The organism is Mycolicibacterium thermoresistibile (assembly GCF_900187065.1).
Lineage (GTDB): Bacteria > Actinomycetota > Actinomycetes > Mycobacteriales > Mycobacteriaceae > Mycobacterium > Mycobacterium thermoresistibile.
Genome location: NZ_LT906483.1, coordinates 2,160,383 through 2,182,900, shown reverse-complemented (window position 1 = coordinate 2,182,900; position 22,518 = coordinate 2,160,383). Strand labels below are relative to the sequence as shown.

Below are 22,518 nucleotides of genomic sequence, written 5' to 3'. Positions count from 1 at the left end.
TGATTTCGGTGGGATTGCAAGAACTGTGGTTCATCCTCATCGCCGCACTGTTCCTCGGCTTTCTGGTGCTGGAGGGTTTCGACTTCGGCGTCGGCATGCTGATGGGCCCGCTCGGCGCGGCCGGCGAGGGCGATCCGGAGCCCCGGCGCCGGGCCGTGCTCAACACGATCGGCCCGGTCTGGGACGCCAACGAGGTGTGGCTGATCACCGCGGGCGCATCCATGTTCGCGGCATTCCCCAACTGGTACGCCACCCTGTTCTCGGCGCTGTACCTGCCGTTGCTGGCGATCCTGTTCGGGATGATCGTGCGCATCGTCGGCATCGAGTGGCGGGGCAAGATCGACGACGAGCGCTGGCGCAAGTGGGCCGACGCCGGGATCGCGGTCGGCTCCTGGCTGCCGGCCGTGCTGTGGGGTGTGGCGTTCGCGATCCTGTTGCGTGGTCTGCCGATCGACGCGGACGGGCGGGCGCACCCGGGGCTCACCGACGTGCTGAACGGTTACACCCTGCTCGGCGGGCTGGCGACGGCGTCGCTGTTCGCGTTCTACGGGGCGGTGTTCGTGGCGCTCAAGACCGCCGGATCGGTGCGCGCCGACGCGTTCCGGTTCGCCAAATGGCTGTCCGCGCCGGTGATCGTGCTCGCCGGAGGTTTCGGGCTGTGGACCCAGCTCGCCCACGGCACCGACTGGACCTGGGTGGCGCTGGGCGTCGCGGTGGTGGCCCTGCTGGTCGCCGTGGGGCTGATGTGGGCCGGCCGGCGCGAGGGCTGGGCGTTCTTCAACACCGTGGTCGTCATCACCGCCGTCACCGTGCTGATCTTCGGTGCGATGTATCCGAACCTGTTGCCCTCCACCCTGAACCCGGAATGGAGCGTGACGATCTACAACGGGTCGTCGACGCCGTACACGCTGCAGATCATGTCGTGGGCGGCGCTCACGCTGCTGCCGCTGGTGCTGGGTTACCAGGCCTGGACATACTGGGTGTTCCGCAAGCGGATCAGCACCGATGCGATACCTCCCCCGATCGGATTGCCGAGGTAGTCTCCTGAACGCGTGGCGTGAGTCAGCGGCGATGCGGCGTTATCTCGCCGCATCGGTGGCCGCGAGCACGGTGATCGCCGCCGCCACCATCGGTTCGGCCGTCGTGCTGGCCGGGATCGTGGCGGGCGTCATCACCGATCCGGCCACCCGCACGGTGGCGTACTGGTCGGATCAACTGGCGCTGCTGACCGGGTTGTGGTTGATCCGCACCGGCGCGCACTGGCAGCAGGGCCGGCTGTCCCAACGCGGCGCCACCGCGGTGATCGCCGAACTGAGCAGCAAGGTGCTGCGCACCGTCACCGCGGCGGCACCGCGTGACCTCGCCGCGGCCCGCGACCGCGCCGCGGCGGTGGTGACCCGCGGACTGGACGGGTTGCGTCCGTACTTCACCGGCTATCTGCCGACCCTGTTCTCGGCCGGGATCCTCACCCCGGCAGCGGTGTTCGCCATCGCCTGGCATGATCTGCAGTCCGCGGTCACGGTGCTGATCGTGCTGCCGTTGATCCCGTTGTTCATGGTGCTGATCGGCCTCACCACCCGCGACCACTCCGCGGCGGCGCTGGCGGCGATGACGAATCTACAGAACCGGACCCTCGACCTGATCGCCGGAATCCCCACCCTGCGCGCCCTGAACCGGATCGACGGATCAGCCCGGCGGATCGCCGAACTGGTTGCGGCGCACCGCCGCTCGACGATGGCCACGTTGCGGATCGCCTTCCTGTCGGCGTTCGTCCTGGAACTGCTCGCGACCCTGAGCGTGGCGCTGGTGGCGGTCGGCATCGGGTTGCGCCTGGTGTACGGGGAGATGACGCTGACGGCGGGGCTCACCGCGCTGCTGCTGGCGCCGGAGGTGTTCTGGCCGCTCCGTCGCATCGGCGTCGAATTCCACGCGGCACAGGACGGAAAAGCAGCTGCGGACAAGGCATTCGAACTTCTCGACGCCGCACCGCGGCCGGCCGGTGGCACCCGGGTGGTGGAGGCCGCCGGCGCCACCATCGAAGTCGACGCCCTCACCGCGGACCTCGGACCCGGTTGTGTCACCGTGCTGACCGGCCCGAACGGGGTGGGCAAGAGCTCTGTCCTGCACACCGTGCTGGGACTGGCCCCGCCGCTGTCCGGTTCGGTCCGGGTCGGCGGCGTGGACATCGGCGAACTCGATCTGCCGGCGTGGTGGCGTCAGATCGCCTGGCTACCGCACCGCCCGGTGCTCATACCCGGCACAGTCCGGGACAACCTGTCCCTGTTCGGGCCGCTCGAGGATCCTGAGAACGCGTTCCGCAGATCGGGTTTCGATGAGGTACTGGCGGCACTTCCGGACGGCATGGACACCCCGCTGGGCCGCGACGGCGTGGGCCTGTCACTCGGTCAGCGCCAGCGGCTCGGCCTGGCCCGCGCGCTCGGCTCGCCCGCGCCGGTGCTGCTGCTCGACGAACCGACCGCCCACCTCGACGCCGCCATGGAGGCCCGGGTGCTGGCCGCGATCACCGACCGGGCCCGTGCGGGCGCCACGGTGGTCGTGGTCGGTCACCGCGAACCGGTGCTGTCCATCGCCGACCGGGTGGTGTACCTGAAGGAGGCGGCCGCCGATGCGGCACTCGCCCACCGCTGACCCGCTGTGGTCGATGATTCCGCTGCTGCGGCCGCGGTTGCCGCGGCTGGCCCTGGCCGTGACCTTCGGGGTGCTGTCGTTGGGCAGTGCGCTGGCGCTGGCCGGGGTGTCGGCCTGGCTGATCACCCGCGCCTGGCAGATGCCGCCGGTCCTGCATCTCACCGTGGCGGTGACGACCGTTCGCGCACTGGGCATCTCCCGCGGCGTGTTCCACTACTGCGAACGGCTGGCGTCGCATGACACCGCGCTGCGCGCCGCCGAGCACGCCCGTACCACGCTGTACACCCGGCTGGCCGAGGCGCCCGAACACGTCGTCAGCCGGTTCTCCAGCGGCGAACTGGTCGCCCGGGTGGGCGACTCGGTCGACGAGGTCGCCGATGTCCTGGTCCGCGCGGTGCTGCCGATCGCGGTCGCGGTGGTGCTGGCGGTGGCGGCGGTCTCGGTCATCGCGGTGATCTCGCCCGCGGCGGCGGTCGTGCTGGCCGTCTGCCTGCTGATCGCCGGGGTGCTGGCGCCCCGGATGGCGGCACGTGCCGTCACCTCGACCGAAGCCGTTGCCGCACAATACCAATCCGATCGCAACACGGCGGCGATGCTGGCCCTGCAGCATGCGCCGGAACTGCGGGTCAGCGGTCGGCTCGAGGCGGTGATCACCGAGGCGGAGCGCCGGCACCACGCATGGGGGGATGCCGCCGACCGGGCCGCGGCACCGGCCGCCCTCGCCAACGCGGCCACCACCCTCGCCATCGGCGCGGCGGTGCTCGGCGCCGTCGTCGCCGCGATTCCGCTGGCCGGCGCCGTCGCACCGACGACCGTCGCGATCCTGATGCTGTTACCGCTGTCGGCTTTCGAGGCGACCACGGCGCTTCCGGGCGCCGCCGTGCAGTTGACCCGGTCCCGGATCGCCGCGCGCCGGCTGGCCGAGCTGATCGATCCGGCCGAGCACGGCCGGCCCCGACTCACGGTCCCGACACCGGACATCACGCACGGGAGCCGGCTGGCGGTCCTCGGGCCCAGCGGCTCCGGCAAGACCACCCTGCTGATGAACCTGGCGGACCGCTACGACGGCGGCCGGTTCCCCCGCGCAACCTTCTTCGCCGAGGACGGGCATCTGTTCGACACCACGGTGCGCGACAACCTGCTGGTCGCCCGCGGTGACGCCACCGATGACGAACTGCGCGCGGCCCTGCGCCGGGTCGGGCTGGGCCGATGGTTGGACAGCCTGCCCCGGGGACTCGACACGGTGCTGTCCGGCGGCGCGGCAGCGGTGTCGGCAGGACAACGCCGCCGGTTGCTGTTGGCCCGGGCGCTGGTGTCGACGTCGCCGATCGTGCTTCTCGACGAACCCACCGAACATCTCGACGCCGGCGACGCCGAGCAGATGCTGGTCGATCTGCTCACCCCGGGCGCGATGTTCCCCGCCGACCGCGCCGTCGTCGTCGCCACCCACCACCTTCCGGTGGGGCTGGAATGTCAGACCCTCGAGCTCGCACATTGCGGGTAATCTCGGCAATCATGACCGAGCCGGACAAACCATCGGTGCCCGAGCAGCCGCAGCCGAATCCGTACGGGCAGCCGCCCGGCGGATACCCGGTGCCTCCGCCGCCACCGCCGTACGGCGGTTACCCCGGCCACCCCGCCGCCCCGACGGCGCCGCAGAACGGCCTCGGGATCGCCGCCCTGGTGGTCGCGATCGTGGCGCTGCTGTTCTTCTGGTCGGTGCTCGGTGGGATCGTCGGCGGGATCGTCGCCGTCATCCTGGGCGTCCTGGCCCGGGGCCGGGTGAAACGCGGCGAGGCCACCAACGGCGGTGTGGCGACCGCCGGCATCGTGCTCGGCGTGCTGGCCGTGCTGGCCGGTGTGGCGTCGATCGCGATCTACGTCGCCCTGTTCAACGAGGTCGGCGGCGCCGACTACGTCTCCTGTGTCCGCGACGCCGGCAACGACGACGCCGCACTGCAGGAGTGCGAACAACGGTTCCGGGACCGGCTCGAGGACCGGCTCGGCGTCACGCTCGAGCCGAACCCCTGAACGGCTGACCGATCCTGGTCACCGGGCCGGGAAGTACTTGACGATCCCCTCCTGGATCACCGTGGCCAGCAGTTGGCCCGACCGGTCGAAGAAATGCCCGCTGCCCAGCCCGCGGGACTCGGCGGCCACCGGTGACGTCGTGGAGTACAGCACCCATTCGTCGAAACGCACCGGCCGGTGGAACCACACCGAATGGTTCGTGGTCACCGCGAAGATGCGGTCGAATCCCCAGGACAGCCCGTGGGTGGTGATGATGGAGTCCAGCACGGTGGTGTCCGACGAGTACAGCATGGCCGCCGCGTGCAACACCGGATCGTCGGGCAGCGCCCCCTCGGTCTTCAACCAGACCCGGTTGTACTCCAGCCGGCCGCCCTTGTCGCGCATCACCCAGGCCGGGTCATTGGCGTAACGCCACTCGATCGGGCGCAGCGCCTCGACGAAATGCGGGACGGTCTCCTCGTAGCCGCGCAACAGCTCGTCGATCTTGGGGAGTTCCTCCGGGCCGGGCACGTCGGGTGGGGCGACACTGTGTTCCAGGCCGCGGCCGCCGGACAGATACGACACCATCGCGGTGGCCAGCAGGTCATCGCCCTGGCACACGTCGACCCGGCGGTTGGCGAAACGCCGCTCGTCGCGCAGCCGCACCACCCGGAACTCCAGATCGCGCGCCGGGTCGCCGCCGGCGATGAAGTGCACCGAGATCGCGCTGGGCGGAAGTTGGGCCGGCACCGTACGGCCGGCGGCGACGAACGCCTGCGCCATCATCTGGCCGCCGAAGGTGCGGACCGGATTCTTGCTCGGATGGGAGCCCAGGAAGGTGCTGTCGTCGGTTCTCCTGAGGTCGAGAATCGCCAGCAGTTCCTCGAAGTCTGAAGCTGCTGCCAAGCCTGTCTCCTCCTCAGAAGTGGTCGTCCTCCCCGATCCGGTGCACGTGGATCATGTTCGTCGAGCCTACTGTGCCCGGTGGAGCGCCTGCGACGATGACCACCAGATCGCCCCGCTTATAGCGGCCGAGCTGCAGTAACGACTGGTCCACCTGGCGGATCATGCCGTCGGTGGTCTGGATGTGCGGCACGATGAACGTCTCGGTGCCCCAGGTCAACGCCAACTGGCTGCGGATCTCGGGCAGCGAGGTGAACGCCAGCAGCGGCAGCGGGGTGTGCAGCCGCGCCAGCCGGCGCACCGTGTCGCCGGACTGGGTGAACGCCACCAGCGCCTTGGCGTCGAGGCGTTCCCCGATGTCGCGGGCGGCGTAGGAGATCACGCCCCGTTTGGTGCGCGGCAGATGGGTCAACGGCGGGGCCGCGGTGGAATTCTCCTCGACCGCGGCGACGATCGAGGCCATCGTGCGCACCGCCTCCAACGGGTACTTGCCGACGGAGGTCTCCCCGGACAGCATCACCGCGTCGGTGCCGTCGAGCACCGCGTTGGCGACGTCGGAGGCCTCGGCGCGGGTGGGCCGGGAGTTCTCGATCATCGACTCCAGCATCTGGGTGGCGACGATGACGGGTTTCGCGTTCTCCCTTGCGGTTTGAATCGCACGTTTCTGGACCAGCGGAACCTCTTCCAGAGGCAGTTCCACACCCAGGTCGCCGCGGGCGACCATCACCCCGTCGAATGCCAGCACAATGGCCTCGAGGTTGTCGATCGCCTCCGGCTTCTCCAGTTTGGCGATGACCGGAACCCGGCGGCCGACGCGGTCCATCACCTCGTGGACCAGCTCCACATCGGCCGGTGAGCGCACGAAGGACAGCGCCACCATGTCGACCCCGAGCCGGATCGCGAATTCCAGGTCTTCGACGTCCTTCTCGGTCAGCGCGGGCACCGACACGTTCATACCGGGCAGGGACAGCCCCTTGTTGTTGCTGACCGGACCGCCCTCGACGACCTCGCAGACGACGTCGTCGCCCTCCACCGCGGTGACCACCAGCGCGACCTTGCCGTCGTCGACCAGCAGTCGGTCCCCGCGGGCGGCGTCGGCGGCGAGGTTCTTGTAGGTCGTCGACACCCGGTCATGGGTGCCCTGGATGTCGTCGACGGTGATCCGGACGGTCTCACCGGTGGCCCAGTAGGTGCTGCCGTCGGCGAACCGGCCCAGCCGGATTTTGGGTCCTTGCAGGTCAGCAAGGATTCCGACGGCGCGTCCGGTCAGATCTGACGCGGCTCGGACCAGCTTGTAGTAGCGCTCGTGGTCGGCGTGGGTTCCGTGGCTGAAGTTGAGCCGGGCAACATCCATGCCCGCCTCAACCAGGCCTCTGACCGCCTCCTCGGTCGACGTGGCCGGCCCAAGGGTACAGACGATTTTTCCGCGCCTAGTCACGACATCCGAGCATAGTCGTGTCCGGTTACGGCGAGGTGGCCGCGCCGCTACCCGCTGAGAACAGTTGGGATCAACGGAAATCCCGGTAGATTGCGCACCACGGTCCAGATCAGCGCGGCGGCGAGGAGGACGGCGACGGCCGCCGGCGGCATCAGGCGCAACCGCAACCTGGCCCGGATGAGCAACCACAGCGCCAACACCGGCAGTCCGACGAGCAGGAAGACGTTGTCGACGGCCGCGGCGGTCAGCTCACCGTGCAGCAGGTGGTGGGTCATGCGCAGGCCGCCGCAGCCGGGACAGAACCAGCCCGTCACCTGGTGGAAGGGACAGGCCGGAAAGAGGAAGCCGGGCCGGTGCGGATCCATCAGCGCGACATAGGTCAGCGCGGCCAGCGCGGCCACCACCGCCGTCGCCGTGACCGCGACGGCGCCGTGGCGGCGGCCCGGGCGCCTCGGCCGGCTGCGGGTCGCGCCGTCAGAGGTCATCGCGCAGCCGACGTCCCTCCGAATCACGCACCTTGTCGGTGAGGATCAGCACCGCGTCGACGATCCCCCACACCACCGCGCCGATACCACAGGTCAGAATGCCGATCACGAGCTGGGCGATCCCCAGGCCGGTGTGGCCGATGTACATCCGCCCGATGCCGACCACCCCGAGCAGCCCGACGAGCTGCAACAGGCCCGCGGCGATCTTCGACTTGTCCGACAGCGGTTCACCGGTGACGGGGTGCCGTCCGAACGGTGCGGACATGTCGGCGTAGGGATACGGACCCGGCGGGGGTGGTGGATACTGACCAGCCGGAGACGAATACGGCGGCGGGGAGCCCGCCGACGGCGGCGGCACGTCGGCTCCGCTGTTACCGGGCTTGTCGGATTCGGTCATCTCTTCAGGATGCCAGAAATCGGCGAATCCGAGGCGACCCGCGAAATCCCTTGCGGCGCAGCCAACGGACCGATGCCCAGCCGGACACCCGCGGGACGCCTGCTCAGCGCCCCGCCGACGGGTACGGGCCGTGGTCGACGACCCGGTGGCGAACTACTTCTTCTTCCGCGAACCCGGCACCGCGTTCGGCGCGGGCTTGGCCTTGGTTTGCGGTTCGGCCTTGTTCGGGCCACGCGGATCGTTCTTCTGGGCTCCAGCCATGATCCGATACTAGAGGCCGGCGGCGGATGCGGGAAGGGGTCAGCGTCGGCGCTGCCACCAGCGTCGGCGCTGCGTGGCGGCGCCGGCGTCCGGTGTCGTGGCGGTGTCCGGTCCCCCGGTGTCCTGACCCCCGTCACCGCCGGAGTCCGAATCCGCCTCGGCTGCCGCGTCGTTCGCCTCGGACGCGACCTGTTCGATCCCCTCGACGCCCGCCGGGGCTGGGGCTTCATCTGTCGCGTCGGCTGGGGCGTCCTCCAACCAATCGGAGTCCAGAGCGAATTCCAGATCGTCGGCCAACGCCTCGGTCAACGCCTCGACCTCGGGATCGACGGCGGGCAGGCCGACCGGGGCGGCGGTGTCCTCGAGGGTGCCGTCCGACACGGCCTCGTGCATCTGTGCGGCGGCTGCCTCGGCCCGTTCGGCGTCCTCATCCCCGGCCGCGCCGACATTGCCGATCGCCGCGGCGGCCTGCGCGCCCGGCACCGGGTCAGCGGCGGTCGGGCCCGGGTTCGGCGCCGGCTCCTCGGCGTCGGCTTCGAGTGCCTCGGCCAGGATCCGGGCCAGTTCGGCGTCGGCTGCCTCGGCGAATTCCTCGGTGTCGGTCCACTCAGCGGTCTTCATTCCGGCCTCCTCGCCGGCCTCCTCGATCTCTCCGGCCTCTCCGGCCTGGTCGGGCACGTCGAGCACGTCGACGGTCAGAGCCTCGGCTTCCAGGGGTCCGGCCGCCAGCGCCTCCGCGCCGAGGTCCGGCGCCGCTCCGGCGCCCGCCACGCCCCGCACGGCCGCGGCGACGTCCTCCTTCTCAGTATCCACCTCGGTGTCCACCTCGGCGTCCGCGCCGGCCGCCCCGGTGTCAGCCCCGGCGTCGGTCTGGACGGGGCCGCCGAGCGTGGCCGGATCCTCCCGCCCCTTCGGGGCCACCATGATGTACACCACGGCGCCGATGAACACGAAGCTCGCGGTGAACGAGTTGATCCGGATGCCGGCGATGTGGGTGGCGAAATCGCTGCGCAGCAGTTCGACCCAGAACCGGCCGACACAGTAACCGGCGACGTACAGCGCGAAGAGGCGGCCGTGGCCCAGCCGGAACCGCCGGTCGGCCCAGATCAGCACCACGAACACCAGGACGTTCCACAGCATCTCGTAGAGGAACGTCGGATGTACGACGGCGAGCAGTTCACCGGTCGAGGTGCCGTTGAGCGGGTCGAGCGCACCGGAGGCGTTCCGCCGCTCGTAGATCTCCAGACCCCACGGCAGCGTGGTGGGCCGTCCGTACAGCTCCTGGTTGAAGTAGTTGCCGAGCCGGCCGATCGCCTGGGCCAGCACGATGCCGGGTGCGATGGCGTCGCCGAACGCGGGCAACGGAATCCCGTGCCGGCGGCAGGCGATCCAGGCGCCGACCCCGCCCAACGCGACCGCACCCCAGATCCCCAGACCGCCGTCCCAGATTCGCAGCGCCGCAACGAAACCCGCGCCGTCCGGACCGAAGTAGGTGCGCCAGTCGGTCAACACGTGGTAGACCCGGCCACCGATGAGGCCGAACGGCACCGCCCACAGGGCGATGTCGTAGATGACGCCGCGTTCGCCGCCCCGTGCGGCCCACCGCCGGTCCCCGAGCACCAGCGCGACGACGATGCCGGCGATGATGCACAGGGCGTACGCGCGGATCGGTATCGGACCGAGCTGCCATACCCCCTGGGCGGGACTGGGGATGTATGCCAGCGTCGTGGTCACGCGGTCACCCGTCGTCGTACCCCGTCGGCCAGTTCCGTGGTGAGCGCCCTCAACGCCGGAGTCCCGTCGGTCAGGGCCGTCACCAGCGCCGACCCGACGATCACGCCGTCGGCGTACGAGGCGATCTCGGCGGCGTGCTCGGCCGTGCGCACACCGAGGCCGACGCCGACCGGGATCTGCGAGATCTCCCGGACCCGTCGCACCAGCTCCGGGGCGGCGCTCGACACGGCGTCCCGGGCCCCGGTGACCCCCATGGTCGACGCGGCGTACACGAAGCCCCGCGAGGCCTTGACGGTCATCGCCAGCCGCTCCGGCGTCGACGACGGCGCCACCAGGAAGATCCGGTCCAGGTCGTGCGCCTCGGAGGCCGCCATCCACTCGTCGGCCTCGTCGGGGATCAGGTCCGGGGTGATCAACCCGAGCCCGCCGGCCGACGCCAGATCCCGGGCGAAGGCATCCACACCCCAGCGCAGCACCGGGTTCCAGTAGGACATCACCACGGCCTTGCCGCCGGCGTTGCTGATCGCCTCCACGGCGGCCAGGGAGTCACGCACCCGCACCCCGCCGCGCAGCGCCACATCGGTGGCCGCCGCGACCGTCGGGCCGTCCATTCCGGGATCGGAGTACGGCACCCCGACTTCGACCAGGTCGCAACCGGATTCGACCAGCGCCGTCATCGCCGAGATCGACGTCGCGACATCCGGGAACCCGGTGGGCAGGTATCCGATGAGAGCGGCACGCTGCTCACCTCGGCAGCTTTCGAACAACGGCGCGAGTCGACTCATGCGGTGCCCCTCATCCGGCGCCCCCGGTGTCGAGCAGGTCGAACCATTTCGCAGCGGTCTCGACGTCCTTGTCGCCGCGGCCGGACAGGTTGACCACCACGATCGCGTCCGATCCCAGTTCGGGACCCAGCTTCAGGGCGCCGGCGACCGCGTGCGCCGACTCGATCGCCGGGATGATGCCCTCGGTGCGACACAGCAGCGCGAACGCGTCCATCGCCTCGGCATCGGTGATCGGGCGGTACTCGGCCCGGCCGACGTCCTTGAGGTGAGCGTGTTCGGGGCCCACCCCCGGATAGTCCAAACCGGCTGAGATGGAGTGGGATTCGATCGTCTGACCGTCCTCGTCCTGCAACAGGTAGGAGAACGAACCCTGGAAGGCGCCCGGGGACCCGCCGGTGAACGTCGCCGCGTGCCGACCGGTCTCCACACCGTCGCCGGCGGCCTCGAAGCCGATCAGCCGCACTCCCGGGTCGTCGATGAACGCATGGAAGATGCCGATCGCGTTCGAGCCGCCACCGATGCAGGCGGTCACCGCGTCGGGCAGTCGGCCGGCCTGAGCCTGGATCTGCGCCCGGGTCTCCAGACCGATGACCCGCTGGAAGTCACGCACCATCATCGGGAACGGGTGCGGGCCGGCGGCGGTGCCGAAGCAGTAATAGGTCGAGTCGGCGTTGGTGACCCAGTCCCGGAACGCCTCGTTGATGGCGTCCTTGAGGGTCTTGGAGCCGGCTTCCACCGACACCACCTCGGCGCCCAGCAGCCGCATCCGGGCCACGTTCAGCGCCTGCCGCGCGGTGTCGACGGCGCCCATGTAGATCACGCATTCCAGCCCCAGCAGCGCACAGGCGGTCGCGGTGGCCACCCCGTGCTGCCCGGCGCCGGTCTCGGCGATGACCCGGGTCTTGCCCATCTGCTTGGCCAGCAGGGCCTGCCCGAGCACATTGTTGATCTTGTGCGATCCGGTGTGGCTGAGGTCCTCGCGCTTGAGGAAGATGCGGACACCGGCGTGTTCGCTGAGCCGCACCGCCTCGTACAGCGGTGACGGCCGCCCGGTGTAGTGGCGCTGCAACCGGTCGAGCTCGTCGAGGAAGGTCTGATCACCGCGGGCCTTCTCGTAGGCGGCGGTGACCTCCTCGATGACCGCCATCAGCGCCTCGGCGACGAGCCGCCCACCGTAGACGCCGAAATGTCCGCGATCGTCCGGATCGTGCCTGGTGGGTTCGGCGACCGCCGCGCTGGAACGCGGTAGCTCCGGTCCGGCGAGATCAGCCATCAGTGATCCTCTTCGCCCAGCGGCCCATCGCCGCTCAGCGGGCTGGTTTCGGGCAGGACGGGTGACGGCCTGCGGTCACCAGGTCGGCCACGGCGCTGCGCGGGTCACCGCTGGTGACCAGCCCCTCGCCGACCAGCACCGCATCGGCTCCGGCGCCGGCGTAGGCCAGCAGGTCCGCGGGGCCGCGGACGCCCGACTCGGCGATCCGGATGACATCGGACGGCAGCCCCGGGGCGATCCGGGCGAAGCAGTCGCGGTGCACCTCCAGCGTCTTGAGATCGCGGGCGTTGACACCGATCACCTTCGCGCCGGCCTGCAGCGCGCGGTCGGCCTCCTCTTCGGTGTGCACCTCGACCAACGGGGTCATCCCGAGGGAGTGGGTCCGCTCGATCATCGACTCCAGCGCCGGCTGTTCCAGCGCGGCGACGATCAGCAGCAGCATGTCGGCGCCGTGGGCGCGGGCCTCGTGGATCTGGTAGGGCCGGATGATGAAGTCTTTGCGGAGGACCGGGACGGACACCGCGGCGCGGACCGCGTCCAGGTCGGCCAGCGACCCGTGGAACCGGCGTTGCTCGGTGAGCACACTGATCACCCGCGCACCGCCGTCCTCGTAGGCCCGGGCCAGCTTGGCGGGGTCGGAGATCGCGGCGAGCTGGCCGCGCGACGGGCTGGCACGCTTCACCTCGGCGATCACGGCGATGCCAGGCTCGCGTAACGCGGCCATCACGTCCAGCGGGGGCGGCGCATCCTTGGCGCGCTGCTTGATCTCGGCCAGGCTGATCTCGGCCTCACGAGCGGCAACATCAGCACGGACCCCTTCGATGATGGAGTCGAGCACGTTTGCCGAACTCATGATCCGTCCAATCCCTTCACACCCGGCCGGGGAGCTCCCGGCACGTCACATTCGAAGGGTAGCCGCCACCGAACCGCCGTCTGTCACCGACCCATGCTGTCCGGATCGGTCGGGTCCCTCCCCTCGTCGAGAGCGTCCCACATCGTGCGTTCCGACATCGCGCTGTCGGACGAATCCCGGCGCGCCGCGGCCCGCCGGGCCGCCGGCGCCGCATACTTTGCTGCGCCGGACGCGGGCTTCGCCGCCGCGCGCATCAGCAACACCGCGGCGACCAGTGCGCCCACCGCCGACGCCACGGTGACCACCGCACCGCCGTAGAGCCGCTGACTGTCCACCAGGTCGATGACCGACAGTTCGACGAGGTGCACCGCGCGAACCGCCACATCGGGAACCACCCACAGGCTGATGCCCAGATAGGCCATCCCCGCGCCGGCCAGCGCCACCAGCAACGCCAGCAGACGTAGCGCCCACCCCCGCACCGCCAGCGCCGCGACGGCCGCCGCCAGCGACAGCAGGGCCAGCGGAACCAGCGCGGTCGACCAGGTGACCCCGTCGACCGGCGTGGTCTTCGGATGGGTGAGCCCGTCGAACGTGGTGACCTGCACCCAGGTCATCCGGGACGCCACCCACAGCCCCACCGCGGCGAGCACCAGCAGGACCTGCCCGACCCGGATCACGGTTCCGACAGGGTCTCGGCGGCGGCGATCGCGTGCAGGACCGCGCGGGCCTTGTTGGCGGCCTCGTTGTACTCGTAGGGACCGTTGGAGTCGGCCACGACCCCGCCGCCGGACTGCACGTAGGCGGTGCCGTTGCGGATCAACGCCGTGCGGATGGCGATCGCGAAGTCGGCGTTGCCGGCGAAGTCGAGGTAGCCCAGCACGCCGCCGTACAGTCCGCGGCGGGTCTTCTCCACCTCCTCGATGAGCTCCATCGCCCGCACCTTCGGCGCCCCGGACAGCGTGCCGGCCGGGAAGCAGGCGGTGATGGCGTCCAGTGCCGTCTTCCCCTCGGCCAGTTCTCCGGTGACGGTGGACACCAGGTGCATGACGTGGCTGTAGCGCTCGATGTGGCTGTAGTCCTCCACCCGCACCGTACCGGGCCGGCAGACCCGGCCCAGGTCGTTGCGGCCGAGGTCGACCAGCATCAGATGCTCGGCGCGTTCCTTCTCGTCGGCGAGCAGTTCCTTCTCGAGCAGGACGTCCTCCTCCTCGGTGGCGCCGCGCCACCGGGTGCCGGCGATCGGATGGGTGGTGGCCCGCCCGTCCTTGACGGTGACCAGCGCCTCCGGGCTGGATCCGACGATGGAGAAGTCCAGCCCGCCCGCGTCGTCGGGCACGTGTAGCAGATACATGTACGGGCTGGGGTTGGACACCCGCAGCATGCGGTACACGTCCAGCGGGTCGGCGTCGGTGTCCATCTCGAACCGCTGGGACGGCACCACCTGGAAGGCCTCCCCGGCCTCGATGTCGCCGACCAGCTTCTCGACGATGGCGGTGTACTCCTCGACGGTGCGCTGCGCCCGGTACCTCGGCTCGGGCCGGCTGAAGGTCGCCACCGCCGACGGCAACGGCTCGCCCAGCGCCGCGGTCATGACGTCCAGCCGGGCCACCGCGTCGTCATAGGCCCAGTCGACCCGCTCGTCGGTTCCGTTCCAGTTCACCGCGTTGGCGATCAACGTGATCGTGCCCTCGTGGTGGTCCACCGCGGCGATGTCGGTGGCGAGCAGCAGCACCATGTCCGGCAGCCCGAGGTCGTCGACGGCCAGCTCGGGCAACCGTTCCAGGCGCCGGACCAGGTCGTAGGCGAAGAAACCGACGAGCCCGCTGGACAGTGGGGGCAGGCCGGGCAGCGGCTCGGTCTTCAACAGTTCCAGGGTCGCGCGCAGCGCCCGCAGCGGATCGCCGCCCTGCGGCGCATCCTGCGGGGTCGTCCCCAGCCACGCGGCCTCGCCGTCGCGCACCGTCAACGCCGACGGTGCGCCCGCGCCGATGAACGACCAGCGCGACCACGACCGGCCGTTCTCGGCGGATTCCAGCAGGAACGTCCCGGGACGGTTTGCGGCCAGTTTGCGGTACGCCGACAGCGGTGTCTCGCTGTCGGCGAGCACCTTACGGGTCACCGGCACCACGCGGTGCTCGGCGGCCAGCGCCCGGAACTCCTCGCGGCTGATCGTCCCGGCGAGGTTTGCGGTGGTCTGCACACATCCATCTTTCCAGACCACCCGTCACGGCGACCTTTCCAGACCGCCCTTTCCGGACCACCCTTTCCGGACCGCGTTTCAGACCGTCTTCTCACCGCGGTGTTCGGCGGACCCGTCGTCGGCCACCGGCGTAGCGTGAGAGGCATGAAACCAGGCGAGCCGGCACCCGAGTTCGAACTTCCCGACCAGACGGGTGCGGTGCAGAGTCTCAGCACGTTGCTCGCCGCCGGCCCGGTGGCGTTGTTCTTCTATCCGGCGGCGTTGACCCCGGGCTGCACCAAGCAGGCCCGCCATTTCCGCGACCTGGCGGCCGACTTCGCCGACGCGGGCGCCACCCCGGTCGGGATCAGCGTCGACCCCGTCGCCAAGCAGGCCAAGTTCGCCGACATCGAGAACTTCGAGTTCCCGCTGCTGTCGGACCGGGACGGCGCGGTGGCGCGCCGGTACGGGGTGAAGCGCAGCATCTTGGGCAAGCTGCTGCCGGTCAGGCGCACCACGTTCGTCATCGACACCGACCGCACCGTGCTCGAGGTGATCGCCAGCGAGCTGAACATGGCGGTGCACGCCGAGAAGGCGCTCGCCGCACTGCGCGACCGCCAGTCCGCCTGACCGGTCAACCCGCAACCGGTCAGCGCTGCTCTTCGGGACCGAGCAGCAGGTCGGCGTCGAAGCAGCTGTGCTCGCCGGTGTGGCAGGCCGCGCCGGCCTGGTCGACCTCCAGCAACACCGTGTCACCGTCGCAGTCCAACCGCACCGAGTGCACGTACTGGGTGTGCCCGGAGGTCTCCCCCTTCACCCAGTGCCGCCGGCGTGAGCGCGAATAGTAGGTGGCCCGGCGGGTCTGCAGCGTGCGGGCCAGGGCCTCGTCGTCCATCCACGCCACCATCAGCACCTTCCCGGTGCCGCGCTCCTGCGCGACGGCGGCGAACAGCCCGTTGGCGTCGCGTTTGAGCCGGGCGGCGATCGCCGGGTCGAGGCTCACCGGACCGTGATCCCCTCGGCCGCCATGGCCTCCTTGACCTGCTTGATGGTCAGCTCCCGGAAGTGGAACACGCTGGCCGCCAGCACCGCGTCGGCGCCTGCGTGCACCGCCGCCGGGAAGTGCTCGAGCGCACCGGCGCCGCCGCTGGCGATGATCGGGATGCTCACCGCGCCGCGGACCGCGCGCAGCATCGGCAGGTCGAATCCGTCCTTGGTGCCGTCCCGGTCCATCGAGTTCAGCAGGATCTCGCCGACACCGAGTTCGGCGCCGCGCACCGCCCACTCCACCGCGTCGATACCGGTGCCGCGGCGGCCGCCGTGGGTGGTGACCTCCCACCCCGACGACGTCGGCGGGGAGCCCTCGGGCACGGTGCGGGCGTCCACGGACAGCACGATGCACTGCGAACCGAACTGTCGGGCCAGCTCGGACAGCAGCTCGGGGCGTTCGATCGCGGCGGTGTTCACCGACACCTTGTCCGCGCCGGCCCGCAGCAGGGTGTCCACATCGGCGACCGAGCGCACCCCGCCGCCGACGGTGAGTGGGATGAACACCTGTTCGGCGGTCCGCCGGACCACGTCGAGCATGGTGGACCGGCCCGACGACGACGCGGTGACGTCCAGGAAGCACAGTTCGTCGGCGCCCTCGGCGTCGTAGACGGCGGCGAGTTCGACCGGGTCGCCCGCGTCGCGCAGGTTCTCGAACCTCACGCCCTTGACCACCCGGCCGGCGTCCACGTCGAGGCACGGGATCACCCGCACCGCGAGTTTGCGGTCAGCGGTGTTGTCTGTCATCTCCGATAGTCCTCCGGGTCCCCCACCGACTGCACGATCTCCAGCAACTCGGCGTGCACGCCGGGATTTCCGGCCAGCACCGATTGCGAGTGAATGGTCCAGTCCGCCCCGGCCAGGTCGGTGACCACCCCGCCGGCCGAGCGGATCAGCGCCACACCGGCCGCGTGATCCCAGATGTGGTGGCCGAAACTGATTGCCCCGCCGAGGATTCCCGCAGCGGTGTAGGCCAGGTCCACACCGGTGGCCCCGTGCATCCGGATCCGGTTGCACCGCCGGCTCAGCGCCTCCAGCAGCGCCACCCGGTACCGCCCCGGAAACCGTCCGCGCGAGTCCACGTTGAAGGTGCCGGTACCCACCACACAGTCGGCCAGCCCGGCGTCGGACAGCCTCGGCTGTTCGACACCGTTGAGATACAACGGTTTTCCGGCGATCGCGGTGAACCGCTGGTCGGTGAACGGCATCCAGGTCAGCCCCGCGACCGGTTCGCCGTCCTGCAGCAGCGCCAGCAGGATCGCGGCCAGCGGCAGCCCGGCGGCGTAGTTGAAGGTGCCGTCGATCGGGTCGAGCACCCACACCAGCGGCGAGGTCACGTCGGCGCCGCCGAACTCCTCGCCGTGCACCCCGATGCCGGTGGCGCCGGTGAGGGCCTCCACCACCTGCCGCTCGATGGCCAGATCCACCTCGGTGGCGAAGTCGTTGCCCTGTTTGGGCACCGCCGAGTCGGCCCGGTGTCCTTCGACGAACCGCACCGACGCGGCGTCCAGGATCTTCGCGGCCTGCGAGACCAGCGCCTCGAGGTCGGCGTCGTCCAGCGCCATCGCCGCTACTGCCTCACCGCGGCCAGGGCCTCCGGCAATGTGAACCGTCCCGCGTACAACGCCTTGCCGACGATCGCCCCCTCGACCCCGCGGTCGGTCAGGGCGGCGATGGCACGCAGGTCATCGAGGCTGGACACCCCGCCGGAGGCGATCACCGGGGCGTCGGTGCGATCGCACACCGCCTTCAACAGCTCCAGGTTCGGCCCCTTGAGGGTGCCGTCCTTGGTGACGTCGGTGACCACGTAGCGGGAGCAGCCCTCGCGGTTCAGCCGTTCCAGCACCTCCCACAGGTCACCGCCGTCGGACTCCCAGCCGCGGCCCCGCAGCCGGTGCCGGGACTCCGGGTGCGAGGGGTCGATCTTGACGTCCAGGCCCACGGCCACCTTGTCGCCGTGTTCGGCGATCACCTCGGCGCACCACTGCGGATCCTCCAGCGCCGCGGTGCCGAGGTTGACCCGCGCACAGCCGGTCGCCAGCGCCGCCTGCAACGACTCGTGGTCGCGGATGCCGCCGGACAGTTCCACTGCGACGTCGAGCCGGCCGACCACCTCGGCGATCAGCTCGCGGTTGGAGCCGCGGCCGAACGCCGCGTCGAGGTCGACGAGGTGGATCCACTCGGCGCCGTCGCGCTGCCAGCCGAGCGCGGCGTCCAGCGCGGATCCGTACTCCGTCTCGCTGCCGGCCTGTCCCTGGACCAATCGCACCGCCTTACCGTCGACCACGTCGACGGCAGGCAACAGAATCAATGACACGGAGCGCAACCTTACCTAGATACCGGCGACCCAGTTGGCCAGCAGTGTGGCCCCCGCGTCGCCGCTCTTCTCGGGATGGAACTGGGTGGCGGCCAGTGGACCGTCCTCCACCGCCGCCAGGAACGGCACGTGATGCGTCGACCAGGTGAGCAGGGCCGCCGGATCACCCTCCCACTGCTGGGCAGCGTAGGAGTGCACGAAGTAGAACCGGGTGCAGGAGTCCAGCCCGGCGAACAACCGGCTGCCGGCCGGGGCGTCGACGACGTTCCAGCCCAGATGCGGCACCACCGGCGCGTCCAGTCGCACCACCGAACCGGGCCACTGACCGCAGCCGCGGGACTCCACGCCGAACTCCACCCCGCGGGCGAACAGGATCTGCATGCCGACGCACACCCCCAGCACCGGGCGGCCGGCGGCCACCCGCTCGGCGATGATCCGGTCCCCGCCGACGGCGTGCAGTCCGCTCATGCAGGCGGCGAACGCACCGACCCCGGGCACCACCAGACCGTCGGCGGACAACGCCACCTGCGCGTCGGCGGTCACCTCGACGTCGGCGCCGACCCGCTCCAGCGCCCGCTGCGCCGACCGCAGGTTCCCCGAGCCGTAGTCCAGGACGGCGACCGTCTTCCGCTTGGAACCCGCGGTCACAGGGCACCTTTGGTCGACGGCACGCCGCTCACCCGGGGGTCGGGTTCGACCGCGTGCCGCAGCGCGCGGGCGACCGCCTTGTACTGCGCCTCGGTGATGTGGTGCGGATCGCGACCGTACAGCGTGCGCACGTGCAGCGCGATCCGGGCGTTGAACGCCAGCGACTCGAACACGTGCCGGTTGATCACGGTGTGGTACGGCGCGGCGGATCCGGCGATGGTGAACTCCACCATGTACTCCGGTTCACCGGTGTGCACGAAGTACGGCCGGCCGGACAGGTCGACCGCGGCGTGCGCCAGCGCCTCGTCCATCGGGATGAACGCGTCACCGAACCGGCGGATGCCCTTCTTGTCGCCGAGCGCCTGCCCCAGCGCCTGACCGAGCACGATCGCGGTGTCCTCGATGGTGTGGTGGCCCTCGATGTCGATGTCACCGCGGGCCCGCACCGTCAGGTCGAAACTGGCGTGACTGCCCAGCGCGGTCAGCATGTGGTCGAAGAACGGCACCCCGGTGCTGACGTCGACGACGCCGGTGCCGTCGAGATCCAGTTCGACGACGATCTCGGATTCGGTGGTCGTGCGTTCGACGCGCGCGCGGCGGGCGCCGGTCAGGATGTCGGTCACGGGGCTCCAATCGGGCTGCTGGGGGCTGCTTTGAGTTCGGTGGCGGCGAGGCGGGCGCTGGTGGCCAGCAGCGCGTCGTTCTCGTGGGCCAGGCCGATGGTGGTGCGCAGATGGCCGGGGATGCCGACGTCGCGGATCAGCACCCCGTCGTCGAGGTAGCGCTGCCACGTCGCCGGGGCGTCGGCGAACTCACCGAACAGGACGAAGTTCGCATCGCTGGGGATCACCCGGAAACCCATCCGCCGCAGTTCCTCCGACACCCGCTCCCGTTCGGCGATCAGGGTGGCCACGCCGGCCAGGGTGTCGTCGGCGTGGCGCAGCGCGGCGCGGGCGGCCGCCTGGGTGAGCGAGGACAGGTGGTAGGGCAACCGCACCAGCAGCAGCGCGTCGATCAGCGCCGGCGCGGCCGCCAGATAGCCGAGCCGCCCGCCGGCGAACGCGAAGGCCTTGCTCATCGTGCGGCTCACCACCAGCTTGGTCGGATAGTCCGCGATCAGTCCCACCGCACTGGGCTGCGACGAGAACTCGCCGTAGGCCTCGTCGACGATCAGGATGCCGCGCGGCATCGCGTCGAGCAGCGCCCGCAGTTCGTCGGGGGTGACGCTCTGCCCGGACGGGTTGTTCGGGCTGGCCACGAACACCACGTCGGGCCGCTGCTCGGTGATGGCGCGGACGGCGACGTCGACGTCGAGCCCGAAATCGGCGGCGCGGGCGGCCTGCACCCATTCGGTCTGGGTGCCGTCGGAGATGATCGGGTGCATCGAGTACGACGGCACGAAGCCCATCGCGCGGCGGCCCGGACCCCCGAAGGCCTGCAGCAGCTGCTGCAGGATCTCATTGGAACCGTTTGCCGCCCAGAGGTTTTCCATTCCCAGCTGCACGCCGGTCTGACTGCTCAGGTACTCCGCCAGATCGGTGCGCAACGCGACCGCGTCCCGGTCCGGATAGCGGTGCAGTTGCGCGGCCTCCGCGCGGACCGCGGCGGTGAGGTCGTCGATCAGCGCCTGCGACGGCGGGTGCGGATTCTCGTTGGTGTTCAGCCGCACCTGAACCTCGAGTTGTGGCGCCCCGTACGGGCTCTTGCCCCGCAGGTTCTCCCGCAGCGGCAGATCCGCGAGCGTCACATCGCGACCGGGGATGCTCATGATTGTTCGAACCTCCGCCGGATGGCCTCCCCGTGCGCCGGAAGATCCTCGGCCTGCGCGAGCGTGATCGCATGCCCGGAGACGTCTTTCAGCGCCGCCTCGGTGTACTCCACCACGTGGATGCCGCGCAGGAAGGTCTGCACCGACAATCCGCTGGAGTGCCGGGCGGACCCGGCGGTGGGCAGCACGTGGTTGGAGCCGGCGCAGTAGTCGCCCAGGCTCACCGGTGAGTACGGGCCGACGAAGACGGCCCCGGCCGAACGGATCCGGGCGGCCACCGCGGCCGCGTCGGCGGTCTGGATCTCCAGATGTTCCGCGGCGTAGGCGTTGACGGTGCGGATGCCGGCGTCGAGGTCGTCGACCAGCACGATCGCCGACTGCGGGCCGCGCAGTGCGGTCTCCACCCGCTGCCGGTGCACGGTGGTCGCCAGCTGCTCGGCCACCGCGGCATCGGTGGCGTCGGCGAGCCCGACGTCCGCGGTGACCAGCACGCTGGCGGCCATCTCATCGTGTTCGGCCTGGCTGATCAGATCGGCGGCCAGATGAGCCGGGTTGGCAGAGTGGTCGGCCAGGATCGCGATCTCGGTGGGGCCGGCCTCGGCGTCGATGCCGACCAGCGAGCGGCACAACCGTTTCGCGGCGGTGACGTAGATGTTGCCCGGCCCGGTGATCATGTCCACCGGTAGCAGTTCGGCGCCATCGGCGTCGGTGCCGCCGTGGGCCAGCAGCGCGACGGCCTGCGCCCCGCCGACGGCCCACACCTCCTCGACACCGAGCAGCGCCGCGGCGGCCAGGATGGTCGGGTGCGGCAGACCGCCGTGCGCGGCCTGCGGCGGGCTGGCGATCACCAGCGACTCCACCCCCGCGATCTGGGCCGGAACCACGTTCATCACGACGCTGGAGGGGTAGACGGCGTTGCCGCCCGGCACGTACAGGCCGACGCGTTCGACCGGCACCCAGCGTTCGGTCACCGTCGCTCCGGGCCCCAGCGTGGTGGTGGTGTCGGTGCGGCGTTGATCGGCGTGCACCGCGCGGGCCCGTTCGATCGCCACCTCCAGCGCGGTGCGCACGTCACGGTCCAGTTCCACCAGGGCGGTCCGCAGCGCCTCGGCGGGGACCCGCACGGCCGCCGGGCGCACCCCGTCGAACGACCGGCCGTATTCCAGCGCGGCCTCGGCGCCACGTTCGGCGACCGCCTCGACGATGGGGCGCACCTTGGGCAGCACGGACTCGACGTCCACCACGCCGCGGGGCAGCACGGTGCGCAACCGGCCGGCCGACTGGTTGGTGCCGCGCAAGTCGATGCGGGCCAGGACGGGGCGCGATACGTTCACAACGTTCATTGTCCCAGAACCGCCAAATCGGATTCGGAGCCGTTATGACCGACCTGCCGCGGATGTTCCCGCCCTGGCTGGACCGCATCCAGATCAGATACTTCAACCCGGTGATCAAACCGTTCGCCGGTCGGCTACCTGGGCTTTCGTTGCTCAGACACCGGGGCCGGCGGTCCGGCCGGGACTACGAGACCGTCGTCACCACCTACCGCAGGGGCAATGAGCTGGCGATCGTGCTCGGCCACGGCAAGACCGACTGGGTCAAGAACGTGTTGGCCGCGGGCGAGGCCGACGTCGTGGTGCGCGGACGCGAATGGCACGTGGTGAATCCGCGCATCGTGCCGCCGGGCGGTGAGGTGGCGGCGCTGCCGGGCTTCGCGCGGCTGCAGGCGAAGAACAGCGCGGTGTTCGTGGCCGACATCGCCTGACGGCGCCGT

24 protein-coding genes are annotated in these 22,518 nt (G+C 70.5%); 6 read left to right on the top strand and 18 right to left on the bottom strand.

All coding sequences use genetic code 11. The annotated features are described in order from the left end of the window. Positions 1-8: 8 nt before the first annotated feature. From cydB to CKW28_RS10175, 4 genes are read left to right on the top strand one after another with little or no spacing between them, the layout of a single operon-like run. The gene (cydB, locus tag CKW28_RS10190) at positions 9-1,040 is read left to right on the top strand and encodes a cytochrome d ubiquinol oxidase subunit II (RefSeq protein WP_003923864.1); all 1,032 of its coding nucleotides are present in this window, start codon (positions 9-11) and stop codon (positions 1,038-1,040) included. Between the two features lie 31 nt (positions 1,041-1,071). Then, entirely contained in the window at positions 1,072-2,649 is a 1,578-nt protein-coding gene (gene cydD / locus CKW28_RS10185; RefSeq protein WP_003923865.1) for a thiol reductant ABC exporter subunit CydD, read from the top strand. Then, positions 2,627-4,153 carry an ATP-binding cassette domain-containing protein gene (locus CKW28_RS10180; RefSeq protein WP_003923866.1) on the top strand — a complete coding sequence of 509 codons (1,527 nt, stop codon included), beginning with the start codon at positions 2,627-2,629 and terminating at the stop codon, positions 4,151-4,153. The genes cydD and CKW28_RS10180 overlap by 23 nt, the downstream gene beginning before the upstream one ends. Positions 4,154-4,164: 11 nt before the next feature. Further along, positions 4,165-4,680, top strand: a complete 516-nt coding sequence (locus tag CKW28_RS10175) for a DUF4190 domain-containing protein (RefSeq protein ID WP_003923867.1) — start codon at positions 4,165-4,167, stop codon at positions 4,678-4,680. A gap of 18 nt (positions 4,681-4,698) precedes the next feature. Here the strand turns inward: CKW28_RS10175 and CKW28_RS10170 are convergent, their stop codons facing one another. From CKW28_RS10170 to CKW28_RS10125, 10 genes are all read right to left on the bottom strand, one after another. Continuing rightward, the gene (locus tag CKW28_RS10170) at positions 4,699-5,565 is read right to left on the bottom strand and encodes an acyl-CoA thioesterase II (protein ID WP_003923868.1); all 867 of its coding nucleotides are present in this window, start codon (positions 5,563-5,565) and stop codon (positions 4,699-4,701) included. A gap of 13 nt (positions 5,566-5,578) precedes the next feature. Next, positions 5,579-7,000: a pyruvate kinase gene (gene pyk / locus CKW28_RS10165; protein ID WP_003923869.1), complete on the bottom strand. Its 1,422-nt coding sequence runs from the start codon at positions 6,998-7,000 to the stop codon at positions 5,579-5,581. A gap of 47 nt (positions 7,001-7,047) precedes the next feature. Continuing rightward, complete coding sequence (locus tag CKW28_RS10160) at positions 7,048-7,485, bottom strand: DUF2752 domain-containing protein (RefSeq protein WP_003923870.1); 438 nt, start codon at positions 7,483-7,485, stop codon at positions 7,048-7,050. Beyond that, positions 7,475-7,882 (bottom strand): NINE protein, encoded by a 408-nt coding sequence (locus CKW28_RS10155; RefSeq protein WP_003923871.1) that lies wholly within the window; start codon positions 7,880-7,882, stop codon positions 7,475-7,477. Before CKW28_RS10155 ends, CKW28_RS10160 begins: the two co-directional genes overlap by 11 nt. Positions 7,883-8,182: 300 nt before the next feature. Further along, entirely contained in the window at positions 8,183-9,877 is a 1,695-nt protein-coding gene (lgt, locus tag CKW28_RS10150) for a prolipoprotein diacylglyceryl transferase (protein ID WP_003923873.1), read from the bottom strand. Next, complete coding sequence (trpA, locus tag CKW28_RS10145) at positions 9,874-10,662, bottom strand: tryptophan synthase subunit alpha (RefSeq protein WP_003923874.1); 789 nt, start codon at positions 10,660-10,662, stop codon at positions 9,874-9,876. Before trpA ends, lgt begins: the two co-directional genes overlap by 4 nt. Positions 10,663-10,672: 10 nt before the next feature. Then, positions 10,673-11,935: a tryptophan synthase subunit beta gene (trpB, locus tag CKW28_RS10140; protein ID WP_003923875.1), complete on the bottom strand. Its 1,263-nt coding sequence runs from the start codon at positions 11,933-11,935 to the stop codon at positions 10,673-10,675. A 34-nt stretch (positions 11,936-11,969) separates the two neighbouring features. After that, complete coding sequence (trpC, locus tag CKW28_RS10135; protein WP_003923876.1) at positions 11,970-12,788, bottom strand: indole-3-glycerol phosphate synthase TrpC; 819 nt, start codon at positions 12,786-12,788, stop codon at positions 11,970-11,972. A gap of 83 nt (positions 12,789-12,871) precedes the next feature. Beyond that, a complete protein-coding gene (locus tag CKW28_RS10130) occupies positions 12,872-13,465 on the bottom strand; it encodes a TIGR02234 family membrane protein (RefSeq protein WP_003923877.1) in 594 nt (197 codons plus the stop codon). Beyond that, positions 13,462-14,988: an anthranilate synthase component I gene (locus CKW28_RS10125; RefSeq protein WP_003923878.1), complete on the bottom strand. Its 1,527-nt coding sequence runs from the start codon at positions 14,986-14,988 to the stop codon at positions 13,462-13,464. Before CKW28_RS10125 ends, CKW28_RS10130 begins: the two co-directional genes overlap by 4 nt. 144 nt (positions 14,989-15,132) lie before the next feature. Here CKW28_RS10125 and CKW28_RS10120 point away from each other — a divergent pair, with 144 nt between their 5' ends. Further along, complete coding sequence (locus CKW28_RS10120) at positions 15,133-15,597, top strand: peroxiredoxin (RefSeq protein ID WP_003923879.1); 465 nt, start codon at positions 15,133-15,135, stop codon at positions 15,595-15,597. A gap of 19 nt (positions 15,598-15,616) precedes the next feature. Here CKW28_RS10120 and hisI read toward each other — a convergent pair whose 3' ends face one another. Genes hisI through hisD form a run of 8 tightly spaced genes read right to left on the bottom strand, consistent with a single transcriptional unit; the run spans position 15,617 to position 22,090 of the window. Continuing rightward, on the bottom strand, positions 15,617-15,970 hold the full coding sequence (gene hisI / locus CKW28_RS10115) for a phosphoribosyl-AMP cyclohydrolase (RefSeq protein WP_003923880.1): 354 nt from the start codon (positions 15,968-15,970) through the stop codon (positions 15,617-15,619). Further along, positions 15,967-16,761: an imidazole glycerol phosphate synthase subunit HisF gene (hisF, locus tag CKW28_RS10110; protein WP_003923881.1), complete on the bottom strand. Its 795-nt coding sequence runs from the start codon at positions 16,759-16,761 to the stop codon at positions 15,967-15,969. The genes hisI and hisF overlap by 4 nt, the downstream gene beginning before the upstream one ends. Further along, entirely contained in the window at positions 16,758-17,579 is an 822-nt protein-coding gene (locus CKW28_RS10105) for an inositol monophosphatase family protein (protein ID WP_003923882.1), read from the bottom strand. Before CKW28_RS10105 ends, hisF begins: the two co-directional genes overlap by 4 nt. A 5-nt stretch (positions 17,580-17,584) precedes the next feature. Then, on the bottom strand, positions 17,585-18,331 hold the full coding sequence (priA, locus tag CKW28_RS10100; RefSeq protein WP_003923883.1) for a bifunctional 1-(5-phosphoribosyl)-5-((5-phosphoribosylamino)methylideneamino)imidazole-4-carboxamide isomerase/phosphoribosylanthranilate isomerase PriA: 747 nt from the start codon (positions 18,329-18,331) through the stop codon (positions 17,585-17,587). Between the two features lie 15 nt (positions 18,332-18,346). Next, entirely contained in the window at positions 18,347-18,979 is a 633-nt protein-coding gene (hisH, locus tag CKW28_RS10095) for an imidazole glycerol phosphate synthase subunit HisH (RefSeq protein ID WP_003923884.1), read from the bottom strand. Further along, complete coding sequence (hisB, locus tag CKW28_RS10090) at positions 18,976-19,602, bottom strand: imidazoleglycerol-phosphate dehydratase HisB (RefSeq protein WP_003923885.1); 627 nt, start codon at positions 19,600-19,602, stop codon at positions 18,976-18,978. Before hisB ends, hisH begins: the two co-directional genes overlap by 4 nt. Continuing rightward, the gene (locus tag CKW28_RS10085; RefSeq protein WP_003923886.1) at positions 19,599-20,747 is read right to left on the bottom strand and encodes a histidinol-phosphate transaminase; all 1,149 of its coding nucleotides are present in this window, start codon (positions 20,745-20,747) and stop codon (positions 19,599-19,601) included. Before CKW28_RS10085 ends, hisB begins: the two co-directional genes overlap by 4 nt. Then, positions 20,744-22,090, bottom strand: a complete 1,347-nt coding sequence (gene hisD / locus CKW28_RS10080) for a histidinol dehydrogenase (RefSeq protein ID WP_040546012.1) — start codon at positions 22,088-22,090, stop codon at positions 20,744-20,746. The genes CKW28_RS10085 and hisD overlap by 4 nt, the downstream gene beginning before the upstream one ends. A 35-nt stretch (positions 22,091-22,125) precedes the next feature. Here hisD and CKW28_RS10075 point away from each other — a divergent pair, with 35 nt between their 5' ends. Beyond that, on the top strand, positions 22,126-22,509 hold the full coding sequence (locus CKW28_RS10075) for a nitroreductase family deazaflavin-dependent oxidoreductase (RefSeq protein WP_003923888.1): 384 nt from the start codon (positions 22,126-22,128) through the stop codon (positions 22,507-22,509). The last annotated feature ends 9 nt before the right edge of the window (positions 22,510-22,518 follow it).

Coding starts and splice junctions, on each gene's coding strand:
- cydD (WP_003923865.1), top strand. CDS start 1,072: ATGCGGCGTTATCTCGCCGCATCGGTGGCCGCGAGCACGGTGATCGCC.
- CKW28_RS10180 (WP_003923866.1), top strand. CDS start 2,627: ATGCGGCACTCGCCCACCGCTGACCCGCTGTGGTCGATGATTCCGCTG.
- CKW28_RS10175 (WP_003923867.1), top strand. CDS start 4,165: ATGACCGAGCCGGACAAACCATCGGTGCCCGAGCAGCCGCAGCCGAAT.
- CKW28_RS10160 (WP_003923870.1), bottom strand. CDS start 7,485: ATGACCTCTGACGGCGCGACCCGCAGCCGGCCGAGGCGCCCGGGCCGC.
- CKW28_RS10155 (WP_003923871.1), bottom strand. CDS start 7,882: ATGACCGAATCCGACAAGCCCGGTAACAGCGGAGCCGACGTGCCGCCG.
- trpA (WP_003923874.1), bottom strand. CDS start 10,662: ATGAGTCGACTCGCGCCGTTGTTCGAAAGCTGCCGAGGTGAGCAGCGT.
- trpB (WP_003923875.1), bottom strand. CDS start 11,935: ATGGCTGATCTCGCCGGACCGGAGCTACCGCGTTCCAGCGCGGCGGTC.
- trpC (WP_003923876.1), bottom strand. CDS start 12,788: ATGAGTTCGGCAAACGTGCTCGACTCCATCATCGAAGGGGTCCGTGCT.
- CKW28_RS10120 (WP_003923879.1), top strand. CDS start 15,133: ATGAAACCAGGCGAGCCGGCACCCGAGTTCGAACTTCCCGACCAGACG.
- hisF (WP_003923881.1), bottom strand. CDS start 16,761: ATGACAGACAACACCGCTGACCGCAAACTCGCGGTGCGGGTGATCCCG.
- CKW28_RS10105 (WP_003923882.1), bottom strand. CDS start 17,579: ATGGCGCTGGACGACGCCGACCTCGAGGCGCTGGTCTCGCAGGCCGCG.
- CKW28_RS10085 (WP_003923886.1), bottom strand. CDS start 20,747: ATGAGCATCCCCGGTCGCGATGTGACGCTCGCGGATCTGCCGCTGCGG.
- hisD (WP_040546012.1), bottom strand. CDS start 22,090: ATGAACGTTGTGAACGTATCGCGCCCCGTCCTGGCCCGCATCGACTTG.
- CKW28_RS10075 (WP_003923888.1), top strand. CDS start 22,126: ATGACCGACCTGCCGCGGATGTTCCCGCCCTGGCTGGACCGCATCCAG.